Here is a 25,100-nt window from a genome sequence, read left to right as displayed (position 1 = left end):
GTTTTGTGCAGCCGGGCCTGTGCGGCTGGGAGGGCAGTAGCGTCATCCTGGAATCCGGTAAGCGTCATCTGGATAAGGTGAATAGCCTCCAGCACGGTACTGGTCCTCTGGATCGAGTGCGTATTGCTTTGGCTCCGAAGAAGCGTATTACAAACGCTAAGAACGCTCTGGAAGCCACTCTTGATGAGGTAAAGCAGCGTTTCTCGCGGTAATCTAAACTGTAACCTCCCCACCATCCACCTATATGAAGGAACGCTGTGAACGATCTGCCCCTGCTCGGCCCTGCTGAGATTCGTGAGCTTGCCGAGATGCTCGGTATTCGTCCGACGAAGACTCTTGGGCAGAACTTTGTGATTGACCCCAATACGATTCGTCGTATTGTCAACGCGGCAGAGATTTCACCGGAGGAGACGGTGCTGGAGGTCGGCCCGGGCCTGGGTTCGTTGACCCTCGGCATCCTGGATGCTGCGAAGGACATGGTTGCGGTTGAGATTGACCCGCCGCTGGCTCAGCAGCTTCCGCACACGATTGAGAAGTTCCGCCCCGAGAAGGCGGACGATATCGACGTGGTGCTTATGGACGCTCTGAAGGTCACCGAGCTGCCTCGCACTCCGGACGCTCTGGTTGCGAACCTGCCATATAACGTGGCTGTTCCGGTGCTTCTGCACCTGTTTGCGCAGTTCCCGAGCATCCGTCACGCCCTGGTGATGGTTCAGGACGAGGTCGCCGACCGTCTTTCGGCGACCCCGGGTTCGAAGATTTACGGTGTGCCCTCGGTGAAGGCTAATTGGTATGCCGAGGTATATAAGGCGGGCGTGATTGGTAAGAACGTGTTCTGGCCTGCGCCGAAGATTAACTCTGGCCTGGTGGGTTTCCGCATGCGCGAGGAGCCTCTCTCTACCGTTGACCGCGACCTGGTGTTCACGATTGTGGACGCCGCTTTCGCTCAGCGCCGTAAGACTCTGCGCGCTGCGTTGGGCTCCTGGGCGGGCTCGGGTGCGCGTGCGGAGCAGATTCTGGTGGCTGCCGGTATCGCTCCGACGGAGCGCGGTGAGAAGCTGGATATTCATGGCTTTATCCGCATTGCGGAGGCTTCGCTGACTGTCCCGGCTGAGCCTGTGGCGGAGTAGCTTCTTCCCGCTCTAAATTTTTCACTGACGTTCTCACGCGAGTTCCCGCGCGAAAGGTGTATGCGCTGATGAGTACCGCCTCCCCGACCGCTATTTCGGTTGATGCTCCCGGTAAGGTCAATCTGTACCTTGCTGTGGGGGACGTCCGCCCGGACGGCTACCACCCGCTGACTACGCTTTTTGCGGCGGTCTCCCTAATGGAGACCATCACGGTCTCTGAAGGGCAGACACCTGGGCTGAGCTTGAGCATGGATATTGTGCCCGGCTCCCTGGTGGATCAGCAGATGCAGGCGGGGCAGTTCGACCCTGCCGCTGTGCCGATGGATGAGCGGAATCTCGTGTATCGTGCCGCGGAGCTAATCCTTGCGGAGCACGGTATTGGCTCTGTCCCGGCGTTACACCTGCACATTGCAAAGGCCGTGCCCGTGGCCGGCGGCATGGCGGGCGGCTCAGCAGACGCCGCAGCGGCACTGATTGCCACGGACCGCTACCTGCACGCAACCGGCCGCACCGGTGCGCTCCTGACCCAGACCGATTATGAACGTCTTGCCGCGCAACTGGGCGCCGATATTCCCTTTAGCGTGCGTGCCGCCCTCGGTCAGACCCTCGCACTGGGGCAGGGGACCGGTACCGAGTTGCAGAACGTTGCGGCGCCTCGGGAACCTCTGCACCTGGTGATTGTCGCCGCGCAGTTTGGCCTCTCCACCCCCAGCGTATTCAAGCAGCTGGACGCGGGCCGTGCCGCCGGTGAGTATCCCGCCTCCGGCGAGCTGATGGAACCCGTAGAGCTTCTGGAAGCCCTGAACTCTTATGACGGTTCGGAGGCGGCGCTCGCCTCCTTGGTGGCACCGCTGCTACGTAATGACCTGCAGGCTCCCGCACTTTCGTGCGCCCCGCAGCTGGAACAGACCCTGAACCTGCGCGATAGCGAGGGTGTGTACGCCTCGCTGGTATCGGGCTCCGGACCGACGGTGCTTCTGCTGGCCTCTTCACAGGCTCATGCGGAGTCTCTTGCCTCCACTCTTCGCGCTGCGGGCAACCACGCTGTGAGCGCAGTTAGTGCGATTCTGTATCATTAGTATTTGACACACATATATACAAACTAATATTCATTCGCTTCCGCTAGCTATTATCTACTATCTATAAAAAAGGGGGGAGTATGGATGAAGGTTAAAAACATTATTATTGCGCAGGATCGTTATAGCATTCTGGGCGGTATTAGTACCGTCAATAAGCTTCTGGGGCGTGCCTTTGACGAGGCCGGGTACAACGTCAGTTATATGGCGCTCTTCGACAATACCGCTGGTCATCCGGACGCTATTGAGCCGGATTTTGTGGTTAATTCGGGTCCTTTGGTGAATAAGACAACCCATAACCGACTGGTGTACACCAATCCCGGTCCTCTGGGAGCTGCATTGGCGGTTAAGAAGTGTTTTACGGTCCTGTGGGATTGCTATAACACTTTCCGGACCCGCCGCTACCTGCGGTCTTTCGGTAAAGATACTGTTGTTTTGACGTCTATGGCGAAGACTGCAGATTACATGGCGAAGTACGCTCAATCCGATCAGAAAAAGGGCATTGGGTACATCCACGAGTTTCACAGTGGCTACAACAGTACTTATCGTTTGGATGAGGAAAAGATCCTCCGTAAGGTTGCTGCGTCTTATGACTCATTCGTAACGCTATCTGAGGGCGACGCTAAGCTGTTTGCTCAGTGGCTGAACCGCCCTGTAGAGGCTGTTCATAACCCTATTGAGCCTCTTTCGGAAGAGATCTCTGAGATGCTGCGTCTTGGGGAGAAGAAGCCTGTTATTCAGTACATTGGGCGATACGGTCCTGAGAAGGGGTTGGGTCGTATCCTTGAAAGCTTCATTGCATGTGCTGAGGACTTTCCTGAGTGGACGCTGCGCTATAACGGAAGCGGCTCAGAAGAAGAGGTTCTAGCTTTGAAAGAGAAGCTAGCTCAGATTGATCCGGAAATTGCTCACCGCGTTGAGATTGGAGGTACGCTCAACGCAAAGGAAGTACTTGAGACGTTCGCTCAGAGTTCTTTGGCTGTGATGGCTTCAGAATTTGAAGGTCTGCCCATGTCTTTCTTGGAAGCTATGCAGGTCGGAACTCCTCTTATTTCCTATCCTTCCTCCAGCGCACTTCAAGAGATGGTGCCTGAAGTGGGGTATCTTGCTGAGGAACCCAGCGTTGAAGCCCTACAAGAGCAAATGCGTCTGGCGATGAGCGATGCTGAATTGCGGGCTAAAAAGTCTGCTTTGTGTCTTGAAAAGTCTCGTACTTTTTCTCCCGAATATGTTGTTCGGCAGTGGGAGAAGCTTTTCGAATCTATTCACCGTTAGTAGCCGCTGTAACGGATAACCTCTAGAACCGGCATTCCTCTATGTCAGTAGGCGTTAGCCCAGCAGCTCGGAGAGTTCGAGCCAGCGCATTTCTAGCTCGTCAATCTCATCCTGAAGTGCCTGCTGCTGCTCGCCGAGTGCCGCCAAACCGGCGTAGTCTGAGGCGTCGTGCGCGCTCATCTGCTCGGAGAGCTTCTCCTGTTCCGCCGCCAGCTTGGCGAGGCGACGCTCAATCGCTCCCGATTCCTTCTGCGCCGCGCGCTGCTCGGCGCCGGAAACCTTCGGCTTGGCGGGTGCCTCAGCCTCCTGCGTCGAAGCCTTCTGGGTCGGGGCGGTGGAACGGGCCTGCGCGCTACCTGCCGCAGAGCCGCCAGCACCGGCCGCCGAGAGTGCCAGGTACTCGTCCACACCACCGGGCAGATGGCGGAACGAACCGTCAATCACGGCGTACTGCTGATCGGTCACGCGCTCCATGAGGTAGCGGTCGTGGCTGACCACCAGCAGGGTACCCGGCCAGGTATCCAGCAGATCCTCCATGGCCGCGAGCATATCGGTATCCAGGTCGTTAGAGGGCTCGTCGAGAATCAGCACGTTCGGCTCATCCAGCAGAATCAGCATGAGCTGCAGGCGACGCTTCTGGCCACCCGACAGGTCCTTGACCGGGGTAGACAGCTGCGCACTGGTAAAGCCCAGACGCTCCAGCATCTGCGAGGGGGACAGCTCCTTGCCGTCTGCAATGTAGCTACGCTTCTTACGGCTAATCACATCCGATACACGGTCATTCTCGACCTCCTTTAGCTCGTCGAGCTGCTGGGTGAGGGTCGCAATCTTCACGGTCTTGCCGTGCTTGACGCGGCCCTCGGTCGGCTTCAAATCGCCGGTCACCAGCGACAGCAGGGTGGACTTACCCGCGCCGTTCACACCCAGGATGCCGGTACGCTCGCCGGGAGCGATACGCCAGGTGACCTTCTTCAGAACGGGGCGCTTGCCGTCGGGCATCGAGGGGTCGTCGTAGGTGACGGAGACATTTTCGAGGTCCACCACGTCCTTGCCGAGGCGGGAGACCGCCATCTTCTTCAGCTCCACGGTGTCACGCACCGGGGGAACATCCGCAATCAGGGCGTTCGCGGCGTCAATGCGGAACTTCGGCTTGGAGGTACGCGCGGGCGCACCGCGGCGCAGCCACGCGAGTTCCTTACGCATCAGGTTCTGGCGCTTCGCCTCAGCCGCGGCTGCCTGACGGTCACGCTCAACACGCTGCAGAATGTACGCCGCGTAGCCGCCCTCGAAGGGCTCGACGATGCGGTCGTGAACCTCCCAGGTGTCGGTGCAGATTTCGTCGAGGAACCAGCGGTCGTGGGTAACGACCATGAGGCCTCCGGTGTTCTTCGACCAGCGGGACTTCAGGTGGCCTGCGAGCCAGGTGATGGCCTCGACGTCCAGGTGGTTGGTGGGCTCGTCGAGCATGAGCACGTCCCACTCCTGCGCGAGCAGGGAAGCGAGTGCTACGCGTCGACGCTGACCGCCGGAGAGAGAAGAGACCGGCGCATCCCAGGGCAGGTCAGAGACCAGGCCCGAGATGACGTCGCGGATGCGAGCCTGCGAGGCCCACTCGTATTCGGGGGTGTCGCCCACAATCGCGTAGCCGACGGTGTGGTCGTCGTCGAGAACATCGGACTGGTCGAGGTAGCCGATGCGGGTGCCGCCGCGCACGGTGACGCGGCCGGAGTCCGGTTCGAGCCGGCCGGCAAGAATCTTCATGAGGGTGGACTTGCCGTCGCCGTTACGGCCGACAATGCCGATGCGGTCGCCCTCGTTCAGACCGACCGTGATGCCCTCAAAGATGGTTCGGGTAGGGAATTCGAGGTGCAGCGATTCGCCGCCTAGTAAATGTGCCACGCCTTCTAGGGTACAGGGTGAGGGTATTTTCAGTTGCCGGTGAGGTAATCGATGGGGGAACGGTTGAAGGTTTGAAAAGATAGCTGAAGTACCCGTCGAAAGCCCGCGTTTGCGCCGCGCGTGGGGCGAGCCCACGGCGGATATTTGATAAACTGAGGGAAGCATTTCCTGCACGGCGCTGTTCTCTGCCCAAAATTAGGGTAGCGAATGGCGACTGCCACCAGAGGCGGTACCCGCACCGGCACGGGAATAATCCGCCATGGTGTAATGGCAGCACAGCGGCCTTTGGAGCCGTTTGTCTAGGTTCGAGTCCTAGTGGCGGAGCGTAAGCACTCAACGGAATCGTTGAATGAGAGTCGGCGGTTCCGCGCTCACCTCTCACTCTTACAACCTCGTATAAGGAGTCTTCTCAGTGAACACTGAACTGGCACCCTCCGCGGTGATTGTTCTCGCCGCCGGCGCTGGCACGCGCATGAAGTCCGCAACCCCCAAGGTTATGCACGGTATTGGTGGCCGCTCCATGGTGGAGCACGCCGTTGCCGCGGCCCGTGACTTGAACCCTGAACGCCACGCTGTAGTGGTGCGCCACCAGCGCGACAAGGTCGCCGAGCACGTGCTCGCTTTCGACCCCGACGTGACTATCGTTGACCAGGACGAAATCCCCGGCACCGGCCGTGCCGTTGAGGTTGGTCTGAACGCTCTGGATGCGCAGGCCCCCGTCTCGGGCACCGTGCTGGTGACCTACGGCGATGTGCCCCTGCTGCGCCCCGAGACCCTGCGCGAACTGATTGCTTTCCACGAGGAAGATAAGAACGCTGTCACCGTGCTGACCACCCACGTGGATGAGCCCGGCGCTTACGGCCGTATTGTCCGTAACCAGGCTGGCGAGGTGACCGCCATCGTCGAGGCGAAGGACGCGTCCCCCGAAGAGCTCGAAATCACCGAGATTAACTCCGGAATCTACGCCTTTGACGCCGACGTGCTGCGCGAAGCCCTGCTTGAGGTGACCACCGATAACGCTCAGGGTGAGAAGTACATCACCGACGTGCTGTCCATCGCCCGTTCGAAGGGTCACCGTACCTCCGCTCTGGCCATTGAGGACCGCTGGGAAGTTGAGGGCGCTAACGACCGCGTGCAGCTGGCTCAGCTGGGCCGCATGCTCAACAACCGCATCCTCGAGGCTCACATGCGCAACGGCGTGACCATCGTCGATCCGCAGAACACCTGGATTGACGTTACCGTCACCATTGAGAACGACGTGACCCTCCTGCCCGGCGTGCAGCTGCACGGCTCCACCACCGTTGCCACCGGCGCAACCATTGGCCCGGACACCACTCTGACCGATATGACCGTTGAGGCTGACGCTACCGTCATCCGCGCGCACGGCTTTGGCGCCGTGATTGGTGAGGGCGCAACCGTCGGTCCCTTCGCATACCTGCGCCCCGGTACGACCCTGGGTAAGGGCTCGAAGCTCGGCACCTTCTGCGAGGCCAAGAACTCGCAGATTGGTGACGGCGCGAAGGTTCCGCACCTGTCCTACGTTGGCGACGCCACCATCGGCGAGGGCGCCAACATTGGTGCGGGTTCCATTTTCGCCAACTACAACGGTCTGGTGAAGAACCGTTCCGTTATTGGCGCACATGCCCGCATGGGATCCGCGGGCATCTACGTTGCACCGGTCACCGTGGGTGACGGTGCCTACTCCGGCGCGGGCGCGCTGATCCGCAAGGATGTTCCTGCGGGCGCCCTCGCCTACTCTGAGACTTCCCAGCGCACCATCGAGGGCTGGGTTCTGAAGAACCGTGCCGGTACCGAACCCGCTGAGGCTGCAAAGGCCGCGGGCGCACAGGAACCGGCAGAATCCTAATCCGAGGAAAGAACAACACCATGAGTAGCGAGATTACCAACCCCGGTGAGCGCAAGCTTGTAGTGGTCTCCGGTCGAGCACACCCCAAGCTCGCCGAGGAGATTGCGCAGGCCCTTGACCACGACCTGTTGCCCACCTCCGCATACACCTTCGCCAACGGCGAGACCTACGTCCGTTTTGAGGAGTCTGTGCGCGGTGCGGACGCATTCGTGATTCAGTCGCACCCGGCACCGATTAACGAGTGGCTCATGGAGCAGCTCATCATGATTGATGCGCTTAAGCGTGCCTCCGCTCGCTCCATTACCGTGGTGTCCCCGTTCTACCCCTACGCTCGTCAGGACAAGAAGCACAAGGGCCGCGAACCCATCTCGGCTCGCCTGATTTCTGACCTGTACAAGACCGCCGGCGCGGATCGCCTGATGTGCGTCGATTTGCACACCTCGCAGATTCAGGGTTTCTTCGACGGCCCGCTGGACCACCTCTTCGCAATTCCGGTGCTGGCTAAGCACATCCGCGAGCGCGTTGAGGACCTGTCGAACGTGACCGTGGTGTCCCCGGACACCGGTCGTGTGCGCGTGGCCGAGCACTGGGCCACCCTGCTGGACGGCGCACCCCTGGCCTTCGTGCACAAGACCCGAGACATCAACGTTCCGAACCACGCGGTCTCCAAGACCGTTGTGGGTAACGTTGAGGGCCGCACCTGCGTGCTGATTGACGACATGATCGACACCGGCGGAACCATCGCTGGCGCCGTGAAGGTCCTCATGGATAAGGGCGCGAAGGAAGTTATCATCGCGGCAACCCACCCGGTTCTCTCCGATCCCGCCGTTGAGCGTCTGTCCGAGTGCGGCGCGGTCGAGGTCGTGGTGACCAACACCCTGCCCGTCCCTGAGGAAAAGCGCTTCGAGAACCTGACCGTTCTCTCCATCGCGCCCCTCATCGCTCGCGCTATTCGCGAGGTCTTCGACGAGGGCTCCGTGACCGAGATTTTCGATCACTAGGGCTTGAATAGGCTGTAGAAAATCCCCCGCTACCACGGTTGTGGTAGCGGGGGATTTTCTACGTTTCAGAGGGGGGGGGACAGGCCCCTGCAGATTCTGTATTGCGGAGATTTAGCGGTGGGCTCGCGCCAGCCACGGCAGAATCACGCGTAGCGACTCTTCAACCTCGTCCACGGCCTTCTTCGCGGCGGCCGGGCCTCGACGGTAGGGGTCCTCGAGCTTATCGCTCGCGAGGGGAGTGCCACCGTAGGAGTAGAGGTAGGAGAGCGGCTCGGCACGGCGCGCTTCCTCACGAAGGCGTGCAGCCTGCTTGAGCAGCACGATCTTAGAGTGGTACTGGGGCCACTCGCGCACGATCCAGTCGGCGTGCACCTTCTCCGCGACCAGGATGATGGTCGCGTTCTTAATAATCTCCTCGGTCAGCTGACGGGAGGCGAAACCCTCGGGGTTGTAGCCACGCTCGATGAGCTCGTTGGCGATGAGCTCGTACACGCCCTGACCGACCAGCGCGCCGGTACCGGCGCTGGCGAAGGTCCACTTGTCCTCCAGCCCGTACTCTGCCGCCAGGTGCTTGGAAATGACCTCGCCGGAGGCGCTGCGGGCAATGTTGCCGGTGCACACGAAGAGCGCCTGGAAGGGGCCGTCGGTGTCGTGGGCGCCGCTGCGGGTGAAGGTGCCGGGGGAGAGCTTGAAGAGCGGGGTGCGTTCGCGTTCACCCTGCGGGGCGCTTGCGGTCTCCTCACGTGCCGCGAGGGCTGTCGGAGCGGGCTCTTCTGCGGTGTCGGCCAGAACACCCGAAGCGACGGTGGGTGCGTGGTGTTCCTCGACGTGAACGGAGCGTGAGGAGGAGCCCTCTGCAGACGGTTCGTCCAGGGGGAGGATATCGGCGGCGGTACCCGAGGTTTCGGTGAGGTTCAGCGGCTGCGCATCAATGGTGACGGTGCCGTCCTCAGAGATTTCTTCGGCGTGGGAAGGCTCGGATGCTTTGGGAAGGGGCGTCTGGGCGGCGACCTCGGCGGGGGAGTGAGCCTCATACTCGCCCATGACTTCGCGGAGCGAACCCGAAGGGACCATGGAGCGCTGGGCGGCCCCGCGGCGGTTCTTGCCTGCCAGGTCGGGGTTGTTCTGGATCAGCGAGCGGACCCCTTCCGCAATGGAGGGGGCGGATGCCGGCGCAGTGGTCGCGGTGGTTTCGGGGGCCTTGGAGGAGTCGGTGATCTCCTCTGCGGAGCCCCGGGTGTACTTGTCCTTCAAGGACTTGATGTTGAAGATGCCCATCAAAAGCCTTTTCTCTTGACGTACCCAACGGTGAACAGGGAAGCCGGAAGTGTCGGGTGAAGTTGAACGAATAGTATCTATCATACCGAGTTGCTTGACTCTTCAAAGGTTTCTGAATCTCGAGTGTGGCGAATTCCCTAAGGCCTCGTCCGATACATCTTCAATGTAGGTCGCTCTGAAAGCTTCAACCTGGGGACGTGATGATGACCTAAAGTACAAACTTTATAGCGAAAGGGTTTAGAGGTCACATGCTAGAATTGGCGTGAAATGCTGGGCTTCTTCTCACTCGGAAGCCAGTGCAAACACTCACCAACGAGGACCAATGAAGAGTATTTACACTAAGCTTCGTATCTTTTTCCCAGGACGGAGCTTTACGCTACTAATTGTGAATCTAATCGGCCTATTCCTTCTTTCGCTAATGGAAATGGTCGGTGTTGCGGCCATTCTTCCCATTATGAATATTGCGATGGGTGCTGAAATTACCGGCTACCTGGCTGTAATTTCTGATATCTTCGGCAACCCTCAGCGTTCTGATTTGGTGCTCTATTTGGGTATTGTCCTGGTGCTCGCCTTTGTGATTAAGGGTATCGCTGCGCTCCTCTTTAAGCGTTGGAGCCTGAAGTTCACCGGCTACCAGCAGCTGGCGACGTCGACGACTATCCTCAACCATTACATGAAGGATAGCTACTTCAATCACAGGAAGTCTCAGCCTGAGGAAACCGCGTATCTGATTAGCACCTACGTGGTGTTTGCGTACCGCGGTTTTGTGGGATCGATTATTAACTTTGTGGGCGATTTCCTGTCTATCATCGTGCTGCTCATCATGATTCTGTGCGTCATGCCGATTCCTGCGCTGGTTGCTTTCGCATACTTCGGCATCACCATCGCTATCATGCAGCTCTTCTTGCGCCGCGGTAACGCGAAGTATGGTGAGATAACGGCACGTGCGGGTCGAGACGCTTTGCGCTTCCTGCTGGACGACATCAGGGGTTTCCGCGAAATTCGTATTACGAATGCGCACAAGGCTGCTATCGAGCAGTACCGCGAGCCCGCAGTACGAAGCGTTAAAAGCGATGTTAACCTCTCGTTCCTGAACGACTTCCCCAAGTATTCGCTTGAAATTATTTTCATCGTGGGTATCGCTGGTCTGCTGGCTTTGGTGACTTCGACTCAGGGTGCTGATGGTCTTCCCTCCCTGATGCTTTTCGCAACCGCATGTATCCGCATCCTTCCGAACGCGACCCGTATGATTGCCTCCCTGGGCGGTATCCGTGCGAACGAGTTCGCTAGTGAAGAGGTAGCTAAGGTTATCCGCTCGATGAGCCCCGAAGAGCAGCGCCTGCAGATGGTTGAGTTCAAGGATGAAATTGATCCGGCAACCATCATCAACTCGGGAATTGACCCCGTGGATGTTCAAATTGACGACCTGGTCTACCGTTACCCGGATGGTGATAAGGACGTTCTCAAAGACATTCAGCTGGATGTGCCGGCTGGTACCTCGGTTGCTTTCGTGGGTGGCTCCGGTTCGGGTAAGACTACTCTGGTTGACTTGATTCTTGGTCTGCTGACCCCGACGAGCGGCACGATTTCTAGCCAGGGTAAGGACATCCACGCTGACCTGCATGCTTGGTACCAGAAGATTGGTTATGTTCCTCAGGATCCGTACCTGGGTAACGGTACTCTGCGTGAGGCTGTCGCCTTCGGCATTCCCAAGCAGTACATCGATGATGAGCGAGTGCTCTACTGCCTTGAGCTGGCGGAGCTGATGCCCGTTGTCGAGACCTTGGAAGATGGCATCAACACTCCGATTGGTGAGAACGGTAACCGCCTCTCTGGTGGTCAGCGTCAGCGTGTGGGTATTGCGCGTGCAATGTACCGCAACCCGAGCCTGCTGGTTATGGATGAGGCAACCAGTGCACTGGACAATGAGACTGAGCACAAGATTACTCAGACCATTAACCGCATCTCCAAGGAGATTACCGTGATTATCGTGGCTCACCGTCTTTCCACGGTGCGTAACGTTGATCAGCTGGTGTACCTCTCCCAGGGCCGCATCGCCAATAAGGGAACTTTCAAGGAAGTTCAGGCGGCAAACGAAGAATTTGCGAACCTCGTTCGCCTGGGCCAGCTGCCGGACTAACAGATGCGGGGCGGTTGTGGCGACGCAGTGGTACGAATAGTACAGACGCGTTGGCGCAATCGCCCCTCTCCACGCCTCAGCTTCTTTTCTTACCTCCGGGCCCCATCCGCTGATGCGGCCCGCCCCCCTCGCTCAAAGGACATGTTATGACCCACTCACCCCGCGTTTCTGCGGTCATCCCGTTTTACGGTGAGCCGGAACCGGTTCTCGCCATTATCGACACGCTGCATGCTCAGCAGGGTATTGGCCCCGCTGATATTGAAATCGTTGTCTCTGATGACGTTTCTCCTACCCCGTTCCCCGAGGTCGAGGGCGTGACCGTGGTTCGCCGCCCCGTCAACGGCGGTTTCGGTAAGGCCGTGAACTCCGGTGTCGCTGCCGCGACCGGCGAATGGGTTTTCATCCTCAACAGCGACCTGGAGCTGGATAACACCTTCGTCTCGCGCATGCTCGCAGCCGTGGAACGCCACGGCGAGGTGCTGGCTAGCCCCCAAATTATTGGCCACGACGGCCAGCAGCAGTGGGTGGCCCGCAAGTTCCCCACCGCCGGACACATCGCCTGGGAATGGTTCACCCCCTTGGCTCGCTTCAAGCCGACCAACTGGTGGCACCGCGGCGTTGGACACGACGTTGAGGCATGCACCGGAACCTCCGACGCGAAGGTCGACTGGGTTATGGGCGCCTGCATGGTCGTGCCTCGCGCCGTATTCAACCGCCTCGGCGGCATGGACGAGCGCTTCTACATGAACAGCGAAGAGGTGGACTTCCAGTACCGCCTCTCGCAGGCCGGTGTGGACCGCTACCTGATTCCCTCGGTAACCGTTACCCACGAGGGCGGCGGATCTTCCCCCTCGGAGCGTCGCATCCAGTGGCTGACCACCGCACGCTTCATCTACGCCGACAAGTGGGGCTGGGAAAAGAAGCTGGCCGTAGCCCTGCGTGCGACCAGCTACGCGAACTTCCTCGTGAACTCTGTGCGTGCGCTGCGCAATAAGGATGTAGACGCTCGGGGGTTCCTCGCCGCCGAACTGGAGCGCATCGCCAAGGCCGAGCGCCGCGAAAACTAGCTCTAGCGTCCGCGCCCGGTGCGGAGCGCCCCATAGCTAAACGTTGGAGGTGACACACTGCGTAAGCATGTGTCATCTTCTGCTTTCGTTGTAAAATTTTAGTAGGTATGTTTGAGCGCAAGCTTTGCTTGAAACGTACCTCTCTGCTTCACTCCAACACATAGCACCGCACGGTTTTACCCTGCGGGTTCTTATAGCAAACGCCGACAGGATCCAATCCTCATATGACTCAGCCCAAACTTCTACTACTCTCACCCGCATTCCACGGGTACTGGAAGGCGATTCAAGCGTCCCTGGAAGTGCACGGATACGATGTGCGCACCCACATCTACGATGCCCCCGGTACTCTGTCCGAGCGCATCCTCAACAAGCTCGCCCACGAGCTGCCCGAGAAGTACCGCCCCGAAAGCTTCGCGGCTCAGGCAACTCGAAAGGCTATTGACGCTTTCAACGAGTTCCGCCCCGATATTGTGCTGGTCATTAAGGGCGACATGCTCTCCCGCGAATGGTGGGACCTGCTGGAAACCTCCGGCGTTCGCTACGGCACCTGGCTCTACGACGAGATGCGCCGCATGAGCTACACCGAAGAGGACCTGCACCACCTGGGTGCGCTGGCAAGCTACAGCCCGCTGGATGCGCAGCACCTGCGCGAGCAGGGCTTTGAGGTGCTCGACATGCCCAACGCCTATGACACCCACTGCCCGGTTGTTCCCGTGCGTGAGGACTCCATCAACTTCGTGGGCGCCAAGTACCCCAACCGTGAGGAGACCCTGCAGGCCCTCGTCGCCGCCGGTCTGCCGGTTCGCGCGTACGGCCGTGCCTGGTCGCGTCACCCCTACGATATTCTGCGCACTAAGCAGTTCAAGGATTCCGGCGTTCCCGCAGGTCGCGATATTGACCGCTCTGAGGCGTATGGCATTATGGCGTCCTCCCCGGCAACGTTGAACATCCACAATAACCAGGACGGCTTCACCATGCGTACCTTCGAGGCGCCCGGCGTTGGCGCCCTGCAGGTGATTGATCGCCCCGACGTGGACCGCTACTACATTCCGGGTGAAGAGGTTTTGGTGTACGAGAGCATCGATGAGCTCATCGAGATTTGTACCCGCATTTTCCGTGACCCGAAGTGGGCGCGAAAGATTCGTGAAGCCGGTCAGAAGCGTACTCTGGCCGAGCACACCTTTGATCAGCGCGTCAAGATTTTGGAGCAGCTATGGGCCTAACCTATCCCCTCGACATTGATGCATGGGCCGCCTGGCAGAAGCGCCAGAATACCCTGCGTTGGGCTAAGGGCGAGGCCCGCAGCCTTATCGGACGTCTGCGCGGGGGCGCGGCTGAACAGGAAGCACCTGTTGGCGGTGTTCTCTACACCCGCGGCGCCGTACCCCGCGTGCTCATCGTGCTCGATTCTTTCTCTCCGACGAGCCGTAACTCCCTGCTGGAGCCGCTCAAGTACCTCGAGAACGTGGGCGTGGCCCTGTGGGTCCCCGAGGACGCCTCGGAGTACCTCAACGGCCAGTACGCCACCGAGCGTTACGGCCGTGATGCCTGGACCGAGCAGGAAGTGACGGGCGACCAGCTGCAGGGGCTCCTGCCCGGTGTGCGCGTGGTCCTTTCCCTCGGCCACTACCTGGCCCGCGGCGCGGCCGCCTACGAGTACTCTCGCGCGATTGGCGCTGAGTACTGGGTCGTACAGCACGGTCTGCTCGTGCCGCAGGCACCGCCCCTGCCGGTTGGCGCAACTCTGCTGGCGTTCAGCGAAGCTGACGCCCAGTTCTGGGCGTCGGGTCGCCGCGACGTGACCACCCACGCGGTGGGTTCTCAGCTACTCTACCTGGCCGCGCAGAAAGCCGCCGGCGCCGAGGCGCAGAAGCAGAACGATTTGGAACCCATCTTCCTGGGCCAGATGCACGGTGCCGAGCTGCCGCGAGCATCCTTTGCTTTTGCCGCGCACTCCTTCCTGAAGAAGTACGGCGGTATCTACCGCCCGCACCCGAGCGAGAAGGACAAGCTATCGGTGCTGACCCACAAGCTGTGGGAGAAGGAAGGCATCCGCATCGATCGTTCCGGCACCCCGCTGAACGAGGTGCCGAACCCCGTCGTGTCGATTTTCTCCACCGGAGTGCTGGAGGCGGCTATCCGCGGCATCCCGGCCTGGGTATACCACCCGGCACCGCCGGTATGGCTTGTGGAATTCTGGGACCGTTACGGCATGAACCGGTGGGGGAGCGAACCCACCCCCGCACCGGTTCAGCCTGAGAAGGAACCGGCACGCCGCATCGCTGAACTCATCATCGAAACTCTGGAGGCATAATGCGTATTCTCTGCGTCATTCCCGTACGCGGCGGCTCGAAGGGCATTCCGCGCAAGAACCTGCGCCCGATTGCGGGTAAGCCGCTCGTGGCGTGGACCATCGAGCAGGCCCTGGCGGCGAAGGAAGAGCTTGCCGGTGAGCACGAGCTGCGCGTTGTCGTCTCCACCGATGATGCCGAGCTGGCCGATATCGCCCGCGAGTACGGCGCCGAGGTGCCGTTCATTCGCCCGGCCCACCTGGCGGAGGACACCACCGCAACCGAGCCGGTCGTCGAGCACGCCATCGAGTTCTACACCGAGAACGGCTGGGCACCCGAAGCCGTCATGCTGTTGCAGGCAACCAGCCCCGTGCGTCTGCCCGGAACCCTGGCACGCGCGGTCCGCCAGTTTGTCGAGAACGACAAGGACTCCATGGTCGGCGTGATTCCGATCGGTCCGTTCATTTGGACCTGGCACGCCGATGGGGAACCCACCGCAGCCTTCGAGATTATGCACCGTCCGCGCCGTCAGGAGCTGACTAAGGAAACCTTCCGCTACCGCGAGAACGGCTCCATGTACATCACGAAGACCCCCGTGTACACGGAGCACCACAACCGCCTGGCCGGCTACCCCGGCGGTACGATTGACTTGTTCATGCTCAACGAGGTTGAGGGTGTCGACATCGACGCGCCGATTGACTTCTCCGTGGCGGAACATCAGCTCACTCAGATTCTGAACGAGAGCAAGTAACCCTCATCCGGCGACATTTTCGTCGCCATCCCGGATTGACCGGCACTCAGTCATTCAATAGAACACTCAAACGAAAAGGTTCAAACCTATGATTATTGAACGTAATATCGCCCCGTATGTGGTCTTCGCTGAAGACCCGATTCTTACCGCACTGCAGAAGATTTCTGCCAACGGCCAGCGCATCATCTTCCTGGTCAACGAGTCCGGTATTCTGCGCGGTTCTCTCTCCGACGGCGATTTCCGTCGCTGGCTGATTGCCAACCCGACCGCGTCCCTGGAGACCAGCGCCCTGGATGCCGCTAACACCAACCCGCAGACCGCTCCGGCAGATGCCGACCCCGAGACCCTGCGCGGTTACTTCGCCAAGGGTATTAACCACGTTCCGCTGACCGACGAGCGCGGCCACCTCGTGGCACTCGCCATGGATGAGCAGGACGTCCTGCGCATCGGTAAGCACACCATCAGCGAGGACTCTCCGGCCTTCATCATCGCCGAGATTGGTAACAACCACCAGGGCAGCGTTGATTTCGCTAAGGAACTGGTGGACCTGGCTGTTGAGTCCGGTGCCGACGCCGTGAAGTTCCAGCTGCGTGACATGGACGCCCTCTACCGTCAGCGCGGTGCAGCCACCGCTGGCGAGGACCTGGGCGTGCAGTACACCCTGGACCTGCTCTCCCGCTTCTCCCTGAGCGTGGACCAGATGTACGAGGTCTTCGACCACGTCAAGCAGCACAACATGGACATCATGTGCACCCCCTGGGACGCCCCCTCGGTGCAGGCACTGGTCGACTACGGTATTCAGGGCATGAAGATTGCTTCTGCCGACCTGACCAACCACGAGCTGCTGCGCGACGTCGCATCCCGCGGTCTGCCCATGCTGGTTTCCACCGGTATGAGCCGCGAGGAAGAGATTCGCGAGTCCGTGGCCCTGCTGCGCAACGCCGGCGCATCCTACGCCCTGCTGCAGTGCCAGTCGGCCTACCCCGCACCCTTCAAGGACGTGAACCTGGCCTACATGGACCGCCTGGCAGAGATTGGCCAGTGCCTGGTCGGTTACTCGGGCCACGAGCGTGGCTACCACGTGCCGATTGCCGCCGTTGCTCGCGGTGCAAAGATCATCGAGAAGCACTTCACCACCGACAAGACCCTCGAGGGTAACGACCACACCGTCTCCCTGCTACCTGAAGAATTCAAGGCGATGGTCCAGCAGATTCGTGAGGTTGAGGCAGCTATTGGTTCTGCTGCTCCTCGCGAGGTGTCCACCGGTGAGCTGATGAACCGCGTGAACTTGGCAAAGTCCCTGGTTGCTACCCGCCACATTGCTAAGGGTGAGGTCGTGACCGAGGCTGACGTTGCTGTGAAGTCCCCCGGCCGCGGTCTGCAGCCGAACTACCTGCCGCAGCTGCTGGGCCGCACCATGCAGCGCGACGTTGAAGAAGGCTCGTTCTTCTTCGAGGGTGACCTGAAGGATGACCTGGTGACCCGCCGCGACTTCAAGTTCGACCGCCCCTGGGGTCTGCCGGTTCGTTACCACGACTACAAGCCGCTGATTGAAGAGGCTAAGCCGGACTTCCTGGAGTTCCACTTCTCCTACAAGGACCTCGAGATCAACATCGACGACGTCTTTGACTCCAAGCTGGACATGGGCTTCACCACCCACCTGCCCGACCTGTTCGCAGGTGACTTCCTGGTGGACCTCGCCTCCAAGGACCCCGAGGTGTGGGAGCGCTCCATCGCTGAGGTTCAGCGCACCATCGACATCACCCGTGACCTGACCCGCTACTTCACCGTAGATGAGGACCCGGTCATGGTTGTGACCATGGGTGGCTTCACCAAGGACAAGCACATCCCCGCTGCTGCACGTGCTGAGAAGTACGAGCGTATCGGTGAGGCCCTGAAGCGTCTGGATGCATCCGGCGTCCGCCTGGCGGCTCAGACTCTGCCCCCGTACCCCTGGCTGATGGGTGGTCAGCAGTACCACAACCTGTTCCTGGATCCGAAGGACACCGCAGAGTTCTCGCGTGCATTCGACACCGCGCTCTGCCTGGACATCTCTCACACCATGCTTGCGTGCAACTTCCTGAACATTCCGCTGTCGGAGGCTGTTGAGCAGCTGGCACCGCTGTCCATTCACCTGCACCTGGTGGACGGCACTGGCGTTGACGGTGAGGGCGTTCAGGTTGGCGAAGGCGATGTCGACTGGGCATCCCTGGGCAAGCAGCTGCGTGAGCTGGCACCGAAGGCATCCTTCATTCCCGAAATCTGGCAGGGCCACATCAACAACGGTGAAGGCTTCTTCACCGCGCTGGACCGCCTCGAGAAGTGGCTGTAGGATCAGCGTCTATGACCAAGTCTCAGACCGTAAAAGCTCGGGAGGATGATGTTCTAGATCAGGACTTCATCACTCCCGGGCGTTTCCGGGAGCTGGACGGGTTCCGCGGCCTGGCTGCTATTACCGTGGTGATTTATCACCTGGGTGTTCCCGCTACGGAGAACTATCCGCGGACTGCTCCTTCGCCCTATGACATCGCCCTGGGTGAGTTGGGTGTTCAGCTCTTCTTCATCATTTCTGGTTTCGTGATTCTGCTCAGCGCCATCAAGAGCGGGTCGGCACTGAAGTTCGTGATTTCGCGTTTTTCTCGTATCTACCCGACCTATTGGTTTGCGCTGGCGGTATCAGCTCTGGTGTATTTCATCTACGGAAACCCCGGACGCCATATTACGATTCCGCAGACCCTGATCAACACGACAATGCTGCAACGCTTCCTGCGTGTGGATAACGTGGATCAGGTGTACTGGACGCTGGCAGTGGAACTGCAGTTCTACGTGATGGTCGCCCTGTACCTGATTATCAGGAAGGGAAAGATTTACCGTGGGGAGCTGACTACGATTCTGCTTACCTGGTCGGTTATCGGTACGGCTCTGTGTCTGCTTTTCCACCCTGAGGCTTCTCTCGGTGGAGCACCGAAGATGATTGTGTGGGCTGCGGTTGCGGAACATTCTTCGCTCTTTAGTCTGGGCATGATGTTCTTCATGTACAGTCATGATCGAAAGTTCACCTGGCACATTCCGTACTTTGCGATTCTGGCTTCCCTCAACGCAGCGCTGATGCATGATCTTGCTCATGGAATCGGTGTGGCGCTGATTAGCCTGGTGTTCTTCATCGTTGTATACCTGAAGAACGTTCCGGTACTTGCAAAGGGTCCGCTGAATTTCTTGGGACGTATTTCCTACCCCCTGTACTTGGGCCACGCTATGGTCGGCTATATGCTGGTGGATTTGTTCTACCCGGTGGCTGGCCCCTGGGGGGCACGTATTATTGCATTGGTTTTGGTGATTTGCTTCGCCTACCTGGTGCATATTTCTATTGAAACTAAGGTTTCTGCATCCTTCCGTTCTTTCCTCACTCGAAAGTTGACTAAGGCATGACCTCTACACCAACGGCTCTTTGGGTCGTTCCGGTTCCCGATTTTGGTGGAGTAGCTCGGCACGTTGTCGATATGGCACGTGCCGGGCTCCCCGGCTTTAACCTGGTGGTTCTCGCACCCGAGGGTAAGCTCACGAGCCGCCTTGAGGAACTGGGCGTCACCGTTATCAAGGCTGACTTCGGCCCCGACTACGGTTTCAAGACGTCCTTTGCTTCTTTGCAGAAGGCTATTGAGCAGCTCCGCCCGGATATTGTGCACAGCCACCTGGCGTATGCGGATGTTGTCGCGACCGCTGTAGTCAACACGCTACGCATCCGTAGCGTCATCAAGCGCGGCACCTGCGTGCCGAAGCTTCTGACCACCGAGCACGGTATTGCCGGTAATGACTCGGTGTACCACGGTAGCTCCTGGCGTTCTAAGCTCATGGAGACCGTGCACCGTGTGCGCCTGTGGGGTACCGACCAGGCAATTGCTGTTTCCCGTTCTACCGCCGATCAGATGCGCGCCAAGTGGGGCGCTCGTGGCGTGGAACTGGTGTACAACGGCGTGGACATCCCCGAGGTACATGCGGCTGTTGAGCAGCAGCGTGTACCTGCCGAGGGCGGTCCTCGTATTCTCTCGCTGTCTCGTCTGTCCCCTGAGAAGGGCATCGACGTGCTGCTGGACGCTTTTGCGCAGCTTCGTGCTGATTACCCGCAGGCTCACCTTGAGATTGCGGGCTCCGGTGATTTGGCTTCCGAGTTGCAGGCTCAGGCTCAGCGTCTGAACCTGGGCGATTCGGTGACCTTCAGCGGCTTCGTTAACCCAATTGAGGCGATGGGCCGTAGCGACATGATTGTTCAGCTGTCGGTGTGGGAGAACTGCTCATACACTCTGCTGGATGCTAAGGCGGCCGGCCTGAAGACGGTTGCTACCGCTGTGGGCGGTAACCCGGAGATTCTGGGCGCCGACGAGCTGGTGGACCGCCAGAGTGCAACCCTGACTCAGGATGTTCTGCAGGCTATGCGCGCGCAGCTGCAGAAGGGCGAGTCTGAGCCTTTCACCTGGATTTCGAATGAACAGATGGCTGCTCAGACGGCTGATATTTACACTCGCACATTGGAGAAGAAATGACCGTGTCTTTCCCCCAAAGTACAGAGGCCGCCGCTTCTCAGCAGGATAAAAATCCTAATTCTCGCCAGGCATATCGCATTGGGCAGGCGACCGCGGGTGAAGTAAAGTACCTTGTCGGCAGCGTCTCAAGGCTGTCAATGCTTGATTTTTGGGCTGGTTTCGGCCTGATCTTCATCGGCGTCCCTACGCCCATTGTGACTATGCCCGTGGGTACTGTTGTTGTGATGCTGTTTGTGCTGTACAAGCTGACCAAACCTGCCACCTTGGAGACAAGGTATAACTCCTTGTTCTTCTCAATCATCCTGTTTGCTGTTGGCTGGGCTTTGTTTGAAAGTCTAGCTTTTAACGGTATTTCTGTCGACGAAGCGATTCGCCGTGCAATCCGTATGGCTGTGGTCCTTCTGTTGGCATTGCAGATTGCGCAAAAAAGGGTTGATATTCGTTCCCTCATCTTTGGTGTGGCTTCGGGTCTTATCTTTAACCTCATTGGATTTTATGCGGGCATCGCACCGAATAACTACGGCGGTACGCTGACCGGTTGGTTGAACGATAAGAATCAGTCAGGTCTGTATTACGCAATTTTCGGCTTCTTGTTTGTTGCTATGGTCCGCAAGACAAGCCACCGTATTGCTGCTCTTGTTGTTACCTCCGGCATGCTGTGGTTGACTGGTTCCCGTACCTCTCTTGCCGCATATGCTTTTGCTGTCCTGTGGTTGTACTTTTCTCATCGCCTGAATTTGTTCGGTAAGGCAGTTCTTGCATGGCTGTTCTACCTCGCTGTGAACTACCTGGAAGATAATTTCGCGCGTGCTGGTGCCTTCGCGGATCGACTTGGTAGTGACCTTCTGCGTGAACGAATCGATGAGACCATGTACCGCATGATTGATGTGGTTCCTTGGTATGGTGGCGGTCTGGGTACCGCTCAGGTGCCGCTTCAGAATCGTTACTTCTATTTCCACAATTCATATATGACGCTGGTCCAGGAGGCTGGATGGATCTATATGATTGTGATTGTAGCCCTGATGATTTCTGCCGCATTCATCTGGAAGCAGCCGCGTGCTCAGCGCATTGTTATTGCCGAAGCCGCAATGGTGATCATCATTATTACCTCTCAGCGTCTTGGCGAGGTGATTCTGACGGTGCCTTGGGCTATCGTGGTGGGTCTTGCATTGCTGTACCTGAACCCGGACAAGGATCTAGACGCTTCGGACAGCGGACATCATGAACCTATTTCAGATGCTACGCAGAAGGTTCAGGGCAACGCTGAGAAACCTGCACAGCAGAAGGGCCAGCTCATCGAGAAGGAAGCTCCTGCCGCTGTAGCCCAGCAAGAAATTCCTAAGAAGTCACCTACTTCTAAATCGTTTGACGTCAGTTCTATCCGTCAGCGGGCGAGGAAAGCATAACGATGAAAGAGCTTTATATAGCTACCAATAACGGCGATATTGGCGGCGGCGAGGTCATGCTCCTGAACGTGGCCCGCGCGGCCCGGAGCCTTGGCTATAAGGTCACCATCGTCGGCCCCTCCGAGCCCAATCAGCTCGTGGAGGCGGCCGCCGATGAGGGCTTCGCCCGCGTCGTGCTTCCGGCGAAAAACCGAGCCCAGTACATGCTGGCGCTGCGCGTCTGGCACGCTCGCCACAAGGACGTTCTGCTGTGGTGTAACGGTCTGGTTCCTGCTGCGGCTACTGGCGGCCGTAAGAACCGCATCGTGCACCTGCACCAGCTACCGGCCGGATTGAACGCCAAGCTGGTGCCTTTCGCCCGCCGCAAAGCTTCCGTGACCCTGGTGCCCAGCCGCTATGTGGAGCACTCCTGCCCCGGCAGCGAAGTCTTTGCAAACTGGGTGAGCGGCGTGTCCACCGCCCTGGACCACAGCGTGGGCGATCGCCGCCTGCGCGTGGGGTACCTGGGCCGTCTGACCCCCTCGAAGGGTATCGCGACCCTCTGCTCGGCCATGAGCGCCTTGAATGCTGACGAGGTCGTCTATGACCTGGTTATCGGCGGTGAACCCGTGTTTGCCTCGGATGAGGAGCGTACCGAGGTGGAGGAAGCGCTGAAGCAGGTGTCGTCTTTCAGCACCCGACTCGGCTGGACCACCCCGGACAAACTTTTTGGTTCCATCGATATGCTGGTGGTTCCCTCCATTGCGCCCGAGTCCTTCGGCCTTGTGGTTGCTGAAGCGATGAGCGCCCGCATCCCTGTCATTGTGAGTGATGCCGGCGCCCTAGCCGAGGTCGTGGGCGGCGAATCCTACCCCTATATCGTCTCGGCCGGTCAGCCTCTGGACCTGGCCGCCGCCATCAAGAGCCTGGGGGAGGAGCTACGCGAGAACTCCTCCGACCTGGCGGAACGCACCTCCGAACTGTTCTGGCGTTGGCAGGAAAACTACTCACCCGAGGCCGGTAAAGTGCGCGTAGGCGAGGTGCTGGAACGCTTCGCTGGCTAATCCCTACGCCCGATCCCTCCCCACGGGATATTTCACTCAAACTCTCATCTCACCTCAACCCGAAGGAAAAGCATGACGACTCACCGTTACAAGGCTGCGGTCATTATCCCCTCTCGCGGTGGCGCGGAGATTCTGCACTACCCGCTGGATGCGCTTGCCGAGCAGACGGAGAAGGACTTCCAGGTCATCGTGGTTCTCGATGGCGATATCGATAACAGCGAGGCCGTGGTTGATCGCTACATCGCCGAGGGCAAGCTGAACCTGACCAAGATTGTCTTTGAGGAGAACCGCGGCCGAGTGGCGGCGCTGAACGCCGGCCACCGAGCGGCTGATGCCGATATCCTCATCCGTTGCGATGACGACCTGCAGCCGGCTCCCGATTACGTCGCTAACCAGATTCGTCTGCACCGCGACTACGACGGCGTGATCGGTACCCTCAAGAACGTGTACCCGGACACCCCGTACTCCCGTGTGTACGGTAACTTCCGCGATGCGCGCTTTAAGCAAGGCGCCTTGAGCGTGGCCGAAGAGGGACGCTGGCTGTACTGGAACGGAAACTCGTCGATTTCCGCTGAGTTCTACGAGCGTACCGGAGGCTATGATCCGGCTTACCGCCTCTACGGTTGGGAAGACGTAGACATGGGCAAGATGGTGCACGATGCCGGTGGCCGCATCATTATTTCTGACGAGGTTGAGGTCAAGCACTATGCTGAGGCCACCACCACCGCGGTGCGTGCCCTGCGCGCTCTACATTCGGGATCTGCCCGCACGATTTTCGTCCGTAAGCACGGAGATGCCGCGCATCCGGCCCCGAACCCGAGCGGCCCGTGGGGTTTCCTCGTAAAGACCCTGGCCCGGTTCACGACCGAAAAGACCATCAAGACCCTGGGCGATGCGAGCGATAAGATTCTGCTCAAACTGCCGGCGAAGCTGGCCGAGAAGCTGGTGGCTCTGCAGGTTGAGGCTGCATCCTACGCAGGTATTCACTACCCCGAACGCGCACAGAAAGTTTTCTAGGAGGGAAAAGAAAATGTCACTCGCTCAGCTCTTGACCTCCGCTCCGTTCACCGGGCCAAAGAATCCCGATGCGGTGCTGGCAGATATTCCGAAGGGCTTGAAGAAGGTGGCGCACCTGGTGCGTCGCTACGTACCCTTTGTGAAGCCGGAGGCAACAGAGGAAATCGCAATTGCTCACGACTACCTGACTCAGCGCGGAGGTGCCGAGCGCGTGGTCTTGGCCATGCATCGCGCGTTCCCGGACGCCCCGATTTACACGACCCTGTACGACCCGGAGGGAACGTTCCCCGAGTTCAAGGACGCGAAAATCATCACGAGTCCTCTGAACAAGATTGGCTACCTGCGCCGTAACCACCGCATGGCCCTGCCGATTCTTCCGCTGGCTTCCTCCCTTCTGAAGGTTCCCGCAGAGCGTGCCGTGGTATCGACGACGGGTTGGGCGCACGGCTTCAACTACGCGGGTCGCAAGTTTATCTACTGCCACTCGCCGGCTCGCTGGCTCTACCTGAGCGATCAGTACCTGGGCGAGAAGAGCACCGGTCCCGTGCCGCTGCTGCTGAAGACGCTACGTCCGGCGCTGATGCTGTGGGATCACTGGGCAGCGCACCGCTCGGCGGTTTACGTGGCGAACGCCAGCGTCATTAAGAAGCGCATCGAGAACGTGTACGGTAAGAAGGACGTTCCGATTTTCTTCCCTCCGCACTCGGTGGACCCTAAAGCCCCGACGGAGCCGATTCCGGGTCTGGAAGAGTTCATGAGCGGGGAGGATTACTTCCTGATTGTTTCGCGTCTGCTGCCCTACAAGAATGTGGACAAGGCCGTGGAAGCCTGCAATAACCTGGGCAAGAAACTGCTGGTGATTGGTCATGGTCCCGAGAAGGAACACCTGCAGCAGATTGCGGGTGACACGATTCGGATTGCCTCGGGTGTGACGGATGCGCAGCTGCGCTACGCCTACCGCCACTGCCTGGCGCTGCTGGCAATTTCCTACGAGGACTTCGGCATCACTCCGCTGGAGGCCGGAGCGAGCGGCAAGGCGGTCATCGCGTACCGCGCGGGTGGCTTCCTGGATACGATTCAGGAAGGTAAGACGGGCGTGTTCATCGAGCAGCCCACGGTGGAGCAGCTACAGGCAGCTCTGGAGGTCTTCAACCCGAAGGACTGGGACGCCGACTACATCCGTGAGCACGTGGATAGTTTCTCGGAGGCACGGTTCATCAGCCGTTTGAAGACCTACGTGCAGGCTTTGCCCGAAGACTAAAAGAGCTCGGCTCATAGAAGAAGGCGGGGCGGTCAGACTAAAAGTCTGACCGCCCCG

Annotated in this window: 19 protein-coding genes, 1 tRNA gene and 1 pseudogene; 19 read left to right on the top strand and 2 right to left on the bottom strand. The window is 59.2% G+C overall.

What is annotated here, in order from left to right; genetic code table 11:
- The 4 genes and pseudogenes from HMPREF2944_RS05225 to HMPREF2944_RS05210 form a co-directional block, all read left to right on the top strand.
- Positions 1-212, top strand: a pseudogene (locus HMPREF2944_RS05225) (LPS biosynthesis protein); the annotation flags it as partial.
- Positions 213-257: 45 nt separating this feature from the next.
- A complete protein-coding gene (gene rsmA, locus HMPREF2944_RS05220) occupies positions 258-1,130 on the top strand; it encodes a 16S rRNA (adenine(1518)-N(6)/adenine(1519)-N(6))-dimethyltransferase RsmA (protein WP_070681196.1) in 873 nt (290 codons plus the stop codon).
- Positions 1,131-1,198: 68 nt separating this feature from the next.
- On the top strand, positions 1,199-2,209 hold the full coding sequence (locus tag HMPREF2944_RS05215) for a GHMP family kinase ATP-binding protein (protein WP_070681193.1): 1,011 nt from the start codon (positions 1,199-1,201) through the stop codon (positions 2,207-2,209).
- An 84-nt stretch (positions 2,210-2,293) separates the two neighbouring features.
- Positions 2,294-3,481 (top strand): glycosyltransferase, encoded by a 1,188-nt coding sequence (locus tag HMPREF2944_RS05210; RefSeq protein ID WP_070681189.1) that lies wholly within the window; start codon positions 2,294-2,296, stop codon positions 3,479-3,481.
- A gap of 54 nt (positions 3,482-3,535) precedes the next feature.
- On the opposite strand, the gene HMPREF2944_RS05205 is transcribed toward HMPREF2944_RS05210, so the two are convergent.
- Positions 3,536-5,380: an ABC-F family ATP-binding cassette domain-containing protein gene (locus tag HMPREF2944_RS05205; RefSeq protein ID WP_070681187.1), complete on the bottom strand. Its 1,845-nt coding sequence runs from the start codon at positions 5,378-5,380 to the stop codon at positions 3,536-3,538.
- Between the two features lie 253 nt (positions 5,381-5,633).
- On the opposite strand from HMPREF2944_RS05205, the gene HMPREF2944_RS05200 reads away from it, so the two are divergent.
- The 3 genes from HMPREF2944_RS05200 (at position 5,634) to HMPREF2944_RS05190 (ending at position 8,248) form a co-directional block, all read left to right on the top strand.
- Positions 5,634-5,704: transfer RNA gene (locus HMPREF2944_RS05200), tRNA-Gln, on the top strand.
- 88 nt (positions 5,705-5,792) lie between these two features.
- Positions 5,793-7,247, top strand: coding sequence for a bifunctional UDP-N-acetylglucosamine diphosphorylase/glucosamine-1-phosphate N-acetyltransferase GlmU (glmU, locus tag HMPREF2944_RS05195; protein ID WP_070681184.1), 1,455 nt, complete (start codon positions 5,793-5,795; stop codon positions 7,245-7,247).
- Between the two features lie 20 nt (positions 7,248-7,267).
- Positions 7,268-8,248, top strand: a complete 981-nt coding sequence (locus tag HMPREF2944_RS05190) for a ribose-phosphate diphosphokinase (RefSeq protein WP_070681181.1) — start codon at positions 7,268-7,270, stop codon at positions 8,246-8,248.
- Between the two features lie 111 nt (positions 8,249-8,359).
- On the opposite strand, the gene HMPREF2944_RS09470 is transcribed toward HMPREF2944_RS05190, so the two are convergent.
- Complete coding sequence (locus tag HMPREF2944_RS09470; RefSeq protein ID WP_070507844.1) at positions 8,360-9,526, bottom strand: arsenate reductase/protein-tyrosine-phosphatase family protein; 1,167 nt, start codon at positions 9,524-9,526, stop codon at positions 8,360-8,362.
- Positions 9,527-9,992: 466 nt separating this feature from the next.
- Between HMPREF2944_RS09470 and HMPREF2944_RS05180 the strand changes: the two genes are divergently transcribed.
- The 12 genes from HMPREF2944_RS05180 to HMPREF2944_RS05125 all read left to right on the top strand — a co-directional run bounded on the left by HMPREF2944_RS05180 (position 9,993) and on the right by HMPREF2944_RS05125 (position 25,043).
- Positions 9,993-11,666: an ABC transporter ATP-binding protein gene (locus tag HMPREF2944_RS05180; protein WP_246823752.1), complete on the top strand. Its 1,674-nt coding sequence runs from the start codon at positions 9,993-9,995 to the stop codon at positions 11,664-11,666.
- A 146-nt stretch (positions 11,667-11,812) separates the two neighbouring features.
- On the top strand, positions 11,813-12,733 hold the full coding sequence (locus HMPREF2944_RS05175) for a glycosyltransferase family 2 protein (RefSeq protein WP_070681177.1): 921 nt from the start codon (positions 11,813-11,815) through the stop codon (positions 12,731-12,733).
- A 224-nt stretch (positions 12,734-12,957) separates the two neighbouring features.
- A complete protein-coding gene (locus HMPREF2944_RS05170; RefSeq protein ID WP_070681174.1) occupies positions 12,958-13,956 on the top strand; it encodes a CgeB family protein in 999 nt (332 codons plus the stop codon).
- Complete coding sequence (locus HMPREF2944_RS05165; RefSeq protein WP_070681171.1) at positions 13,947-15,047, top strand: RNA-binding protein; 1,101 nt, start codon at positions 13,947-13,949, stop codon at positions 15,045-15,047. Before HMPREF2944_RS05170 ends, HMPREF2944_RS05165 begins: the two co-directional genes overlap by 10 nt.
- Complete coding sequence (locus tag HMPREF2944_RS05160) at positions 15,047-15,775, top strand: acylneuraminate cytidylyltransferase family protein (protein WP_070648878.1); 729 nt, start codon at positions 15,047-15,049, stop codon at positions 15,773-15,775. The genes HMPREF2944_RS05165 and HMPREF2944_RS05160 overlap by 1 nt, the downstream gene beginning before the upstream one ends.
- An 88-nt stretch (positions 15,776-15,863) precedes the next feature.
- Complete coding sequence (locus HMPREF2944_RS05155; RefSeq protein WP_070681168.1) at positions 15,864-18,107, top strand: N-acetylneuraminate synthase family protein; 2,244 nt, start codon at positions 15,864-15,866, stop codon at positions 18,105-18,107.
- Positions 18,108-18,118: 11 nt separating this feature from the next.
- The gene (locus HMPREF2944_RS05150) at positions 18,119-19,204 is read left to right on the top strand and encodes an acyltransferase family protein (RefSeq protein WP_070681165.1); all 1,086 of its coding nucleotides are present in this window, start codon (positions 18,119-18,121) and stop codon (positions 19,202-19,204) included.
- On the top strand, positions 19,201-20,316 hold the full coding sequence (locus tag HMPREF2944_RS05145) for a glycosyltransferase family 4 protein (protein ID WP_070681162.1): 1,116 nt from the start codon (positions 19,201-19,203) through the stop codon (positions 20,314-20,316). The genes HMPREF2944_RS05150 and HMPREF2944_RS05145 overlap by 4 nt, the downstream gene beginning before the upstream one ends.
- Positions 20,313-21,722, top strand: a complete 1,410-nt coding sequence (locus HMPREF2944_RS05140; RefSeq protein WP_070681160.1) for an O-antigen ligase family protein — start codon at positions 20,313-20,315, stop codon at positions 21,720-21,722. Before HMPREF2944_RS05145 ends, HMPREF2944_RS05140 begins: the two co-directional genes overlap by 4 nt.
- 2 nt (positions 21,723-21,724) lie before the next feature.
- Positions 21,725-22,765 (top strand): glycosyltransferase family 4 protein, encoded by a 1,041-nt coding sequence (locus HMPREF2944_RS05135; RefSeq protein ID WP_070648882.1) that lies wholly within the window; start codon positions 21,725-21,727, stop codon positions 22,763-22,765.
- A 72-nt stretch (positions 22,766-22,837) separates the two neighbouring features.
- Positions 22,838-23,782 (top strand): glycosyltransferase family 2 protein, encoded by a 945-nt coding sequence (locus tag HMPREF2944_RS05130; RefSeq protein ID WP_049343036.1) that lies wholly within the window; start codon positions 22,838-22,840, stop codon positions 23,780-23,782.
- A gap of 13 nt (positions 23,783-23,795) precedes the next feature.
- Positions 23,796-25,043: a glycosyltransferase gene (locus HMPREF2944_RS05125; protein WP_070681157.1), complete on the top strand. Its 1,248-nt coding sequence runs from the start codon at positions 23,796-23,798 to the stop codon at positions 25,041-25,043.
- Positions 25,044-25,100: the final 57 nt, after the last annotated feature.

It is taken from the genome of Rothia sp. HMSC072E10 (assembly GCF_001813965.1).
Taxonomy (GTDB): domain Bacteria; phylum Actinomycetota; class Actinomycetes; order Actinomycetales; family Micrococcaceae; genus Rothia; species Rothia mucilaginosa_A.
Note: the sequence above shows the minus strand (reverse complement) of the source record. Positions and strands in the feature narration are given on the sequence as shown.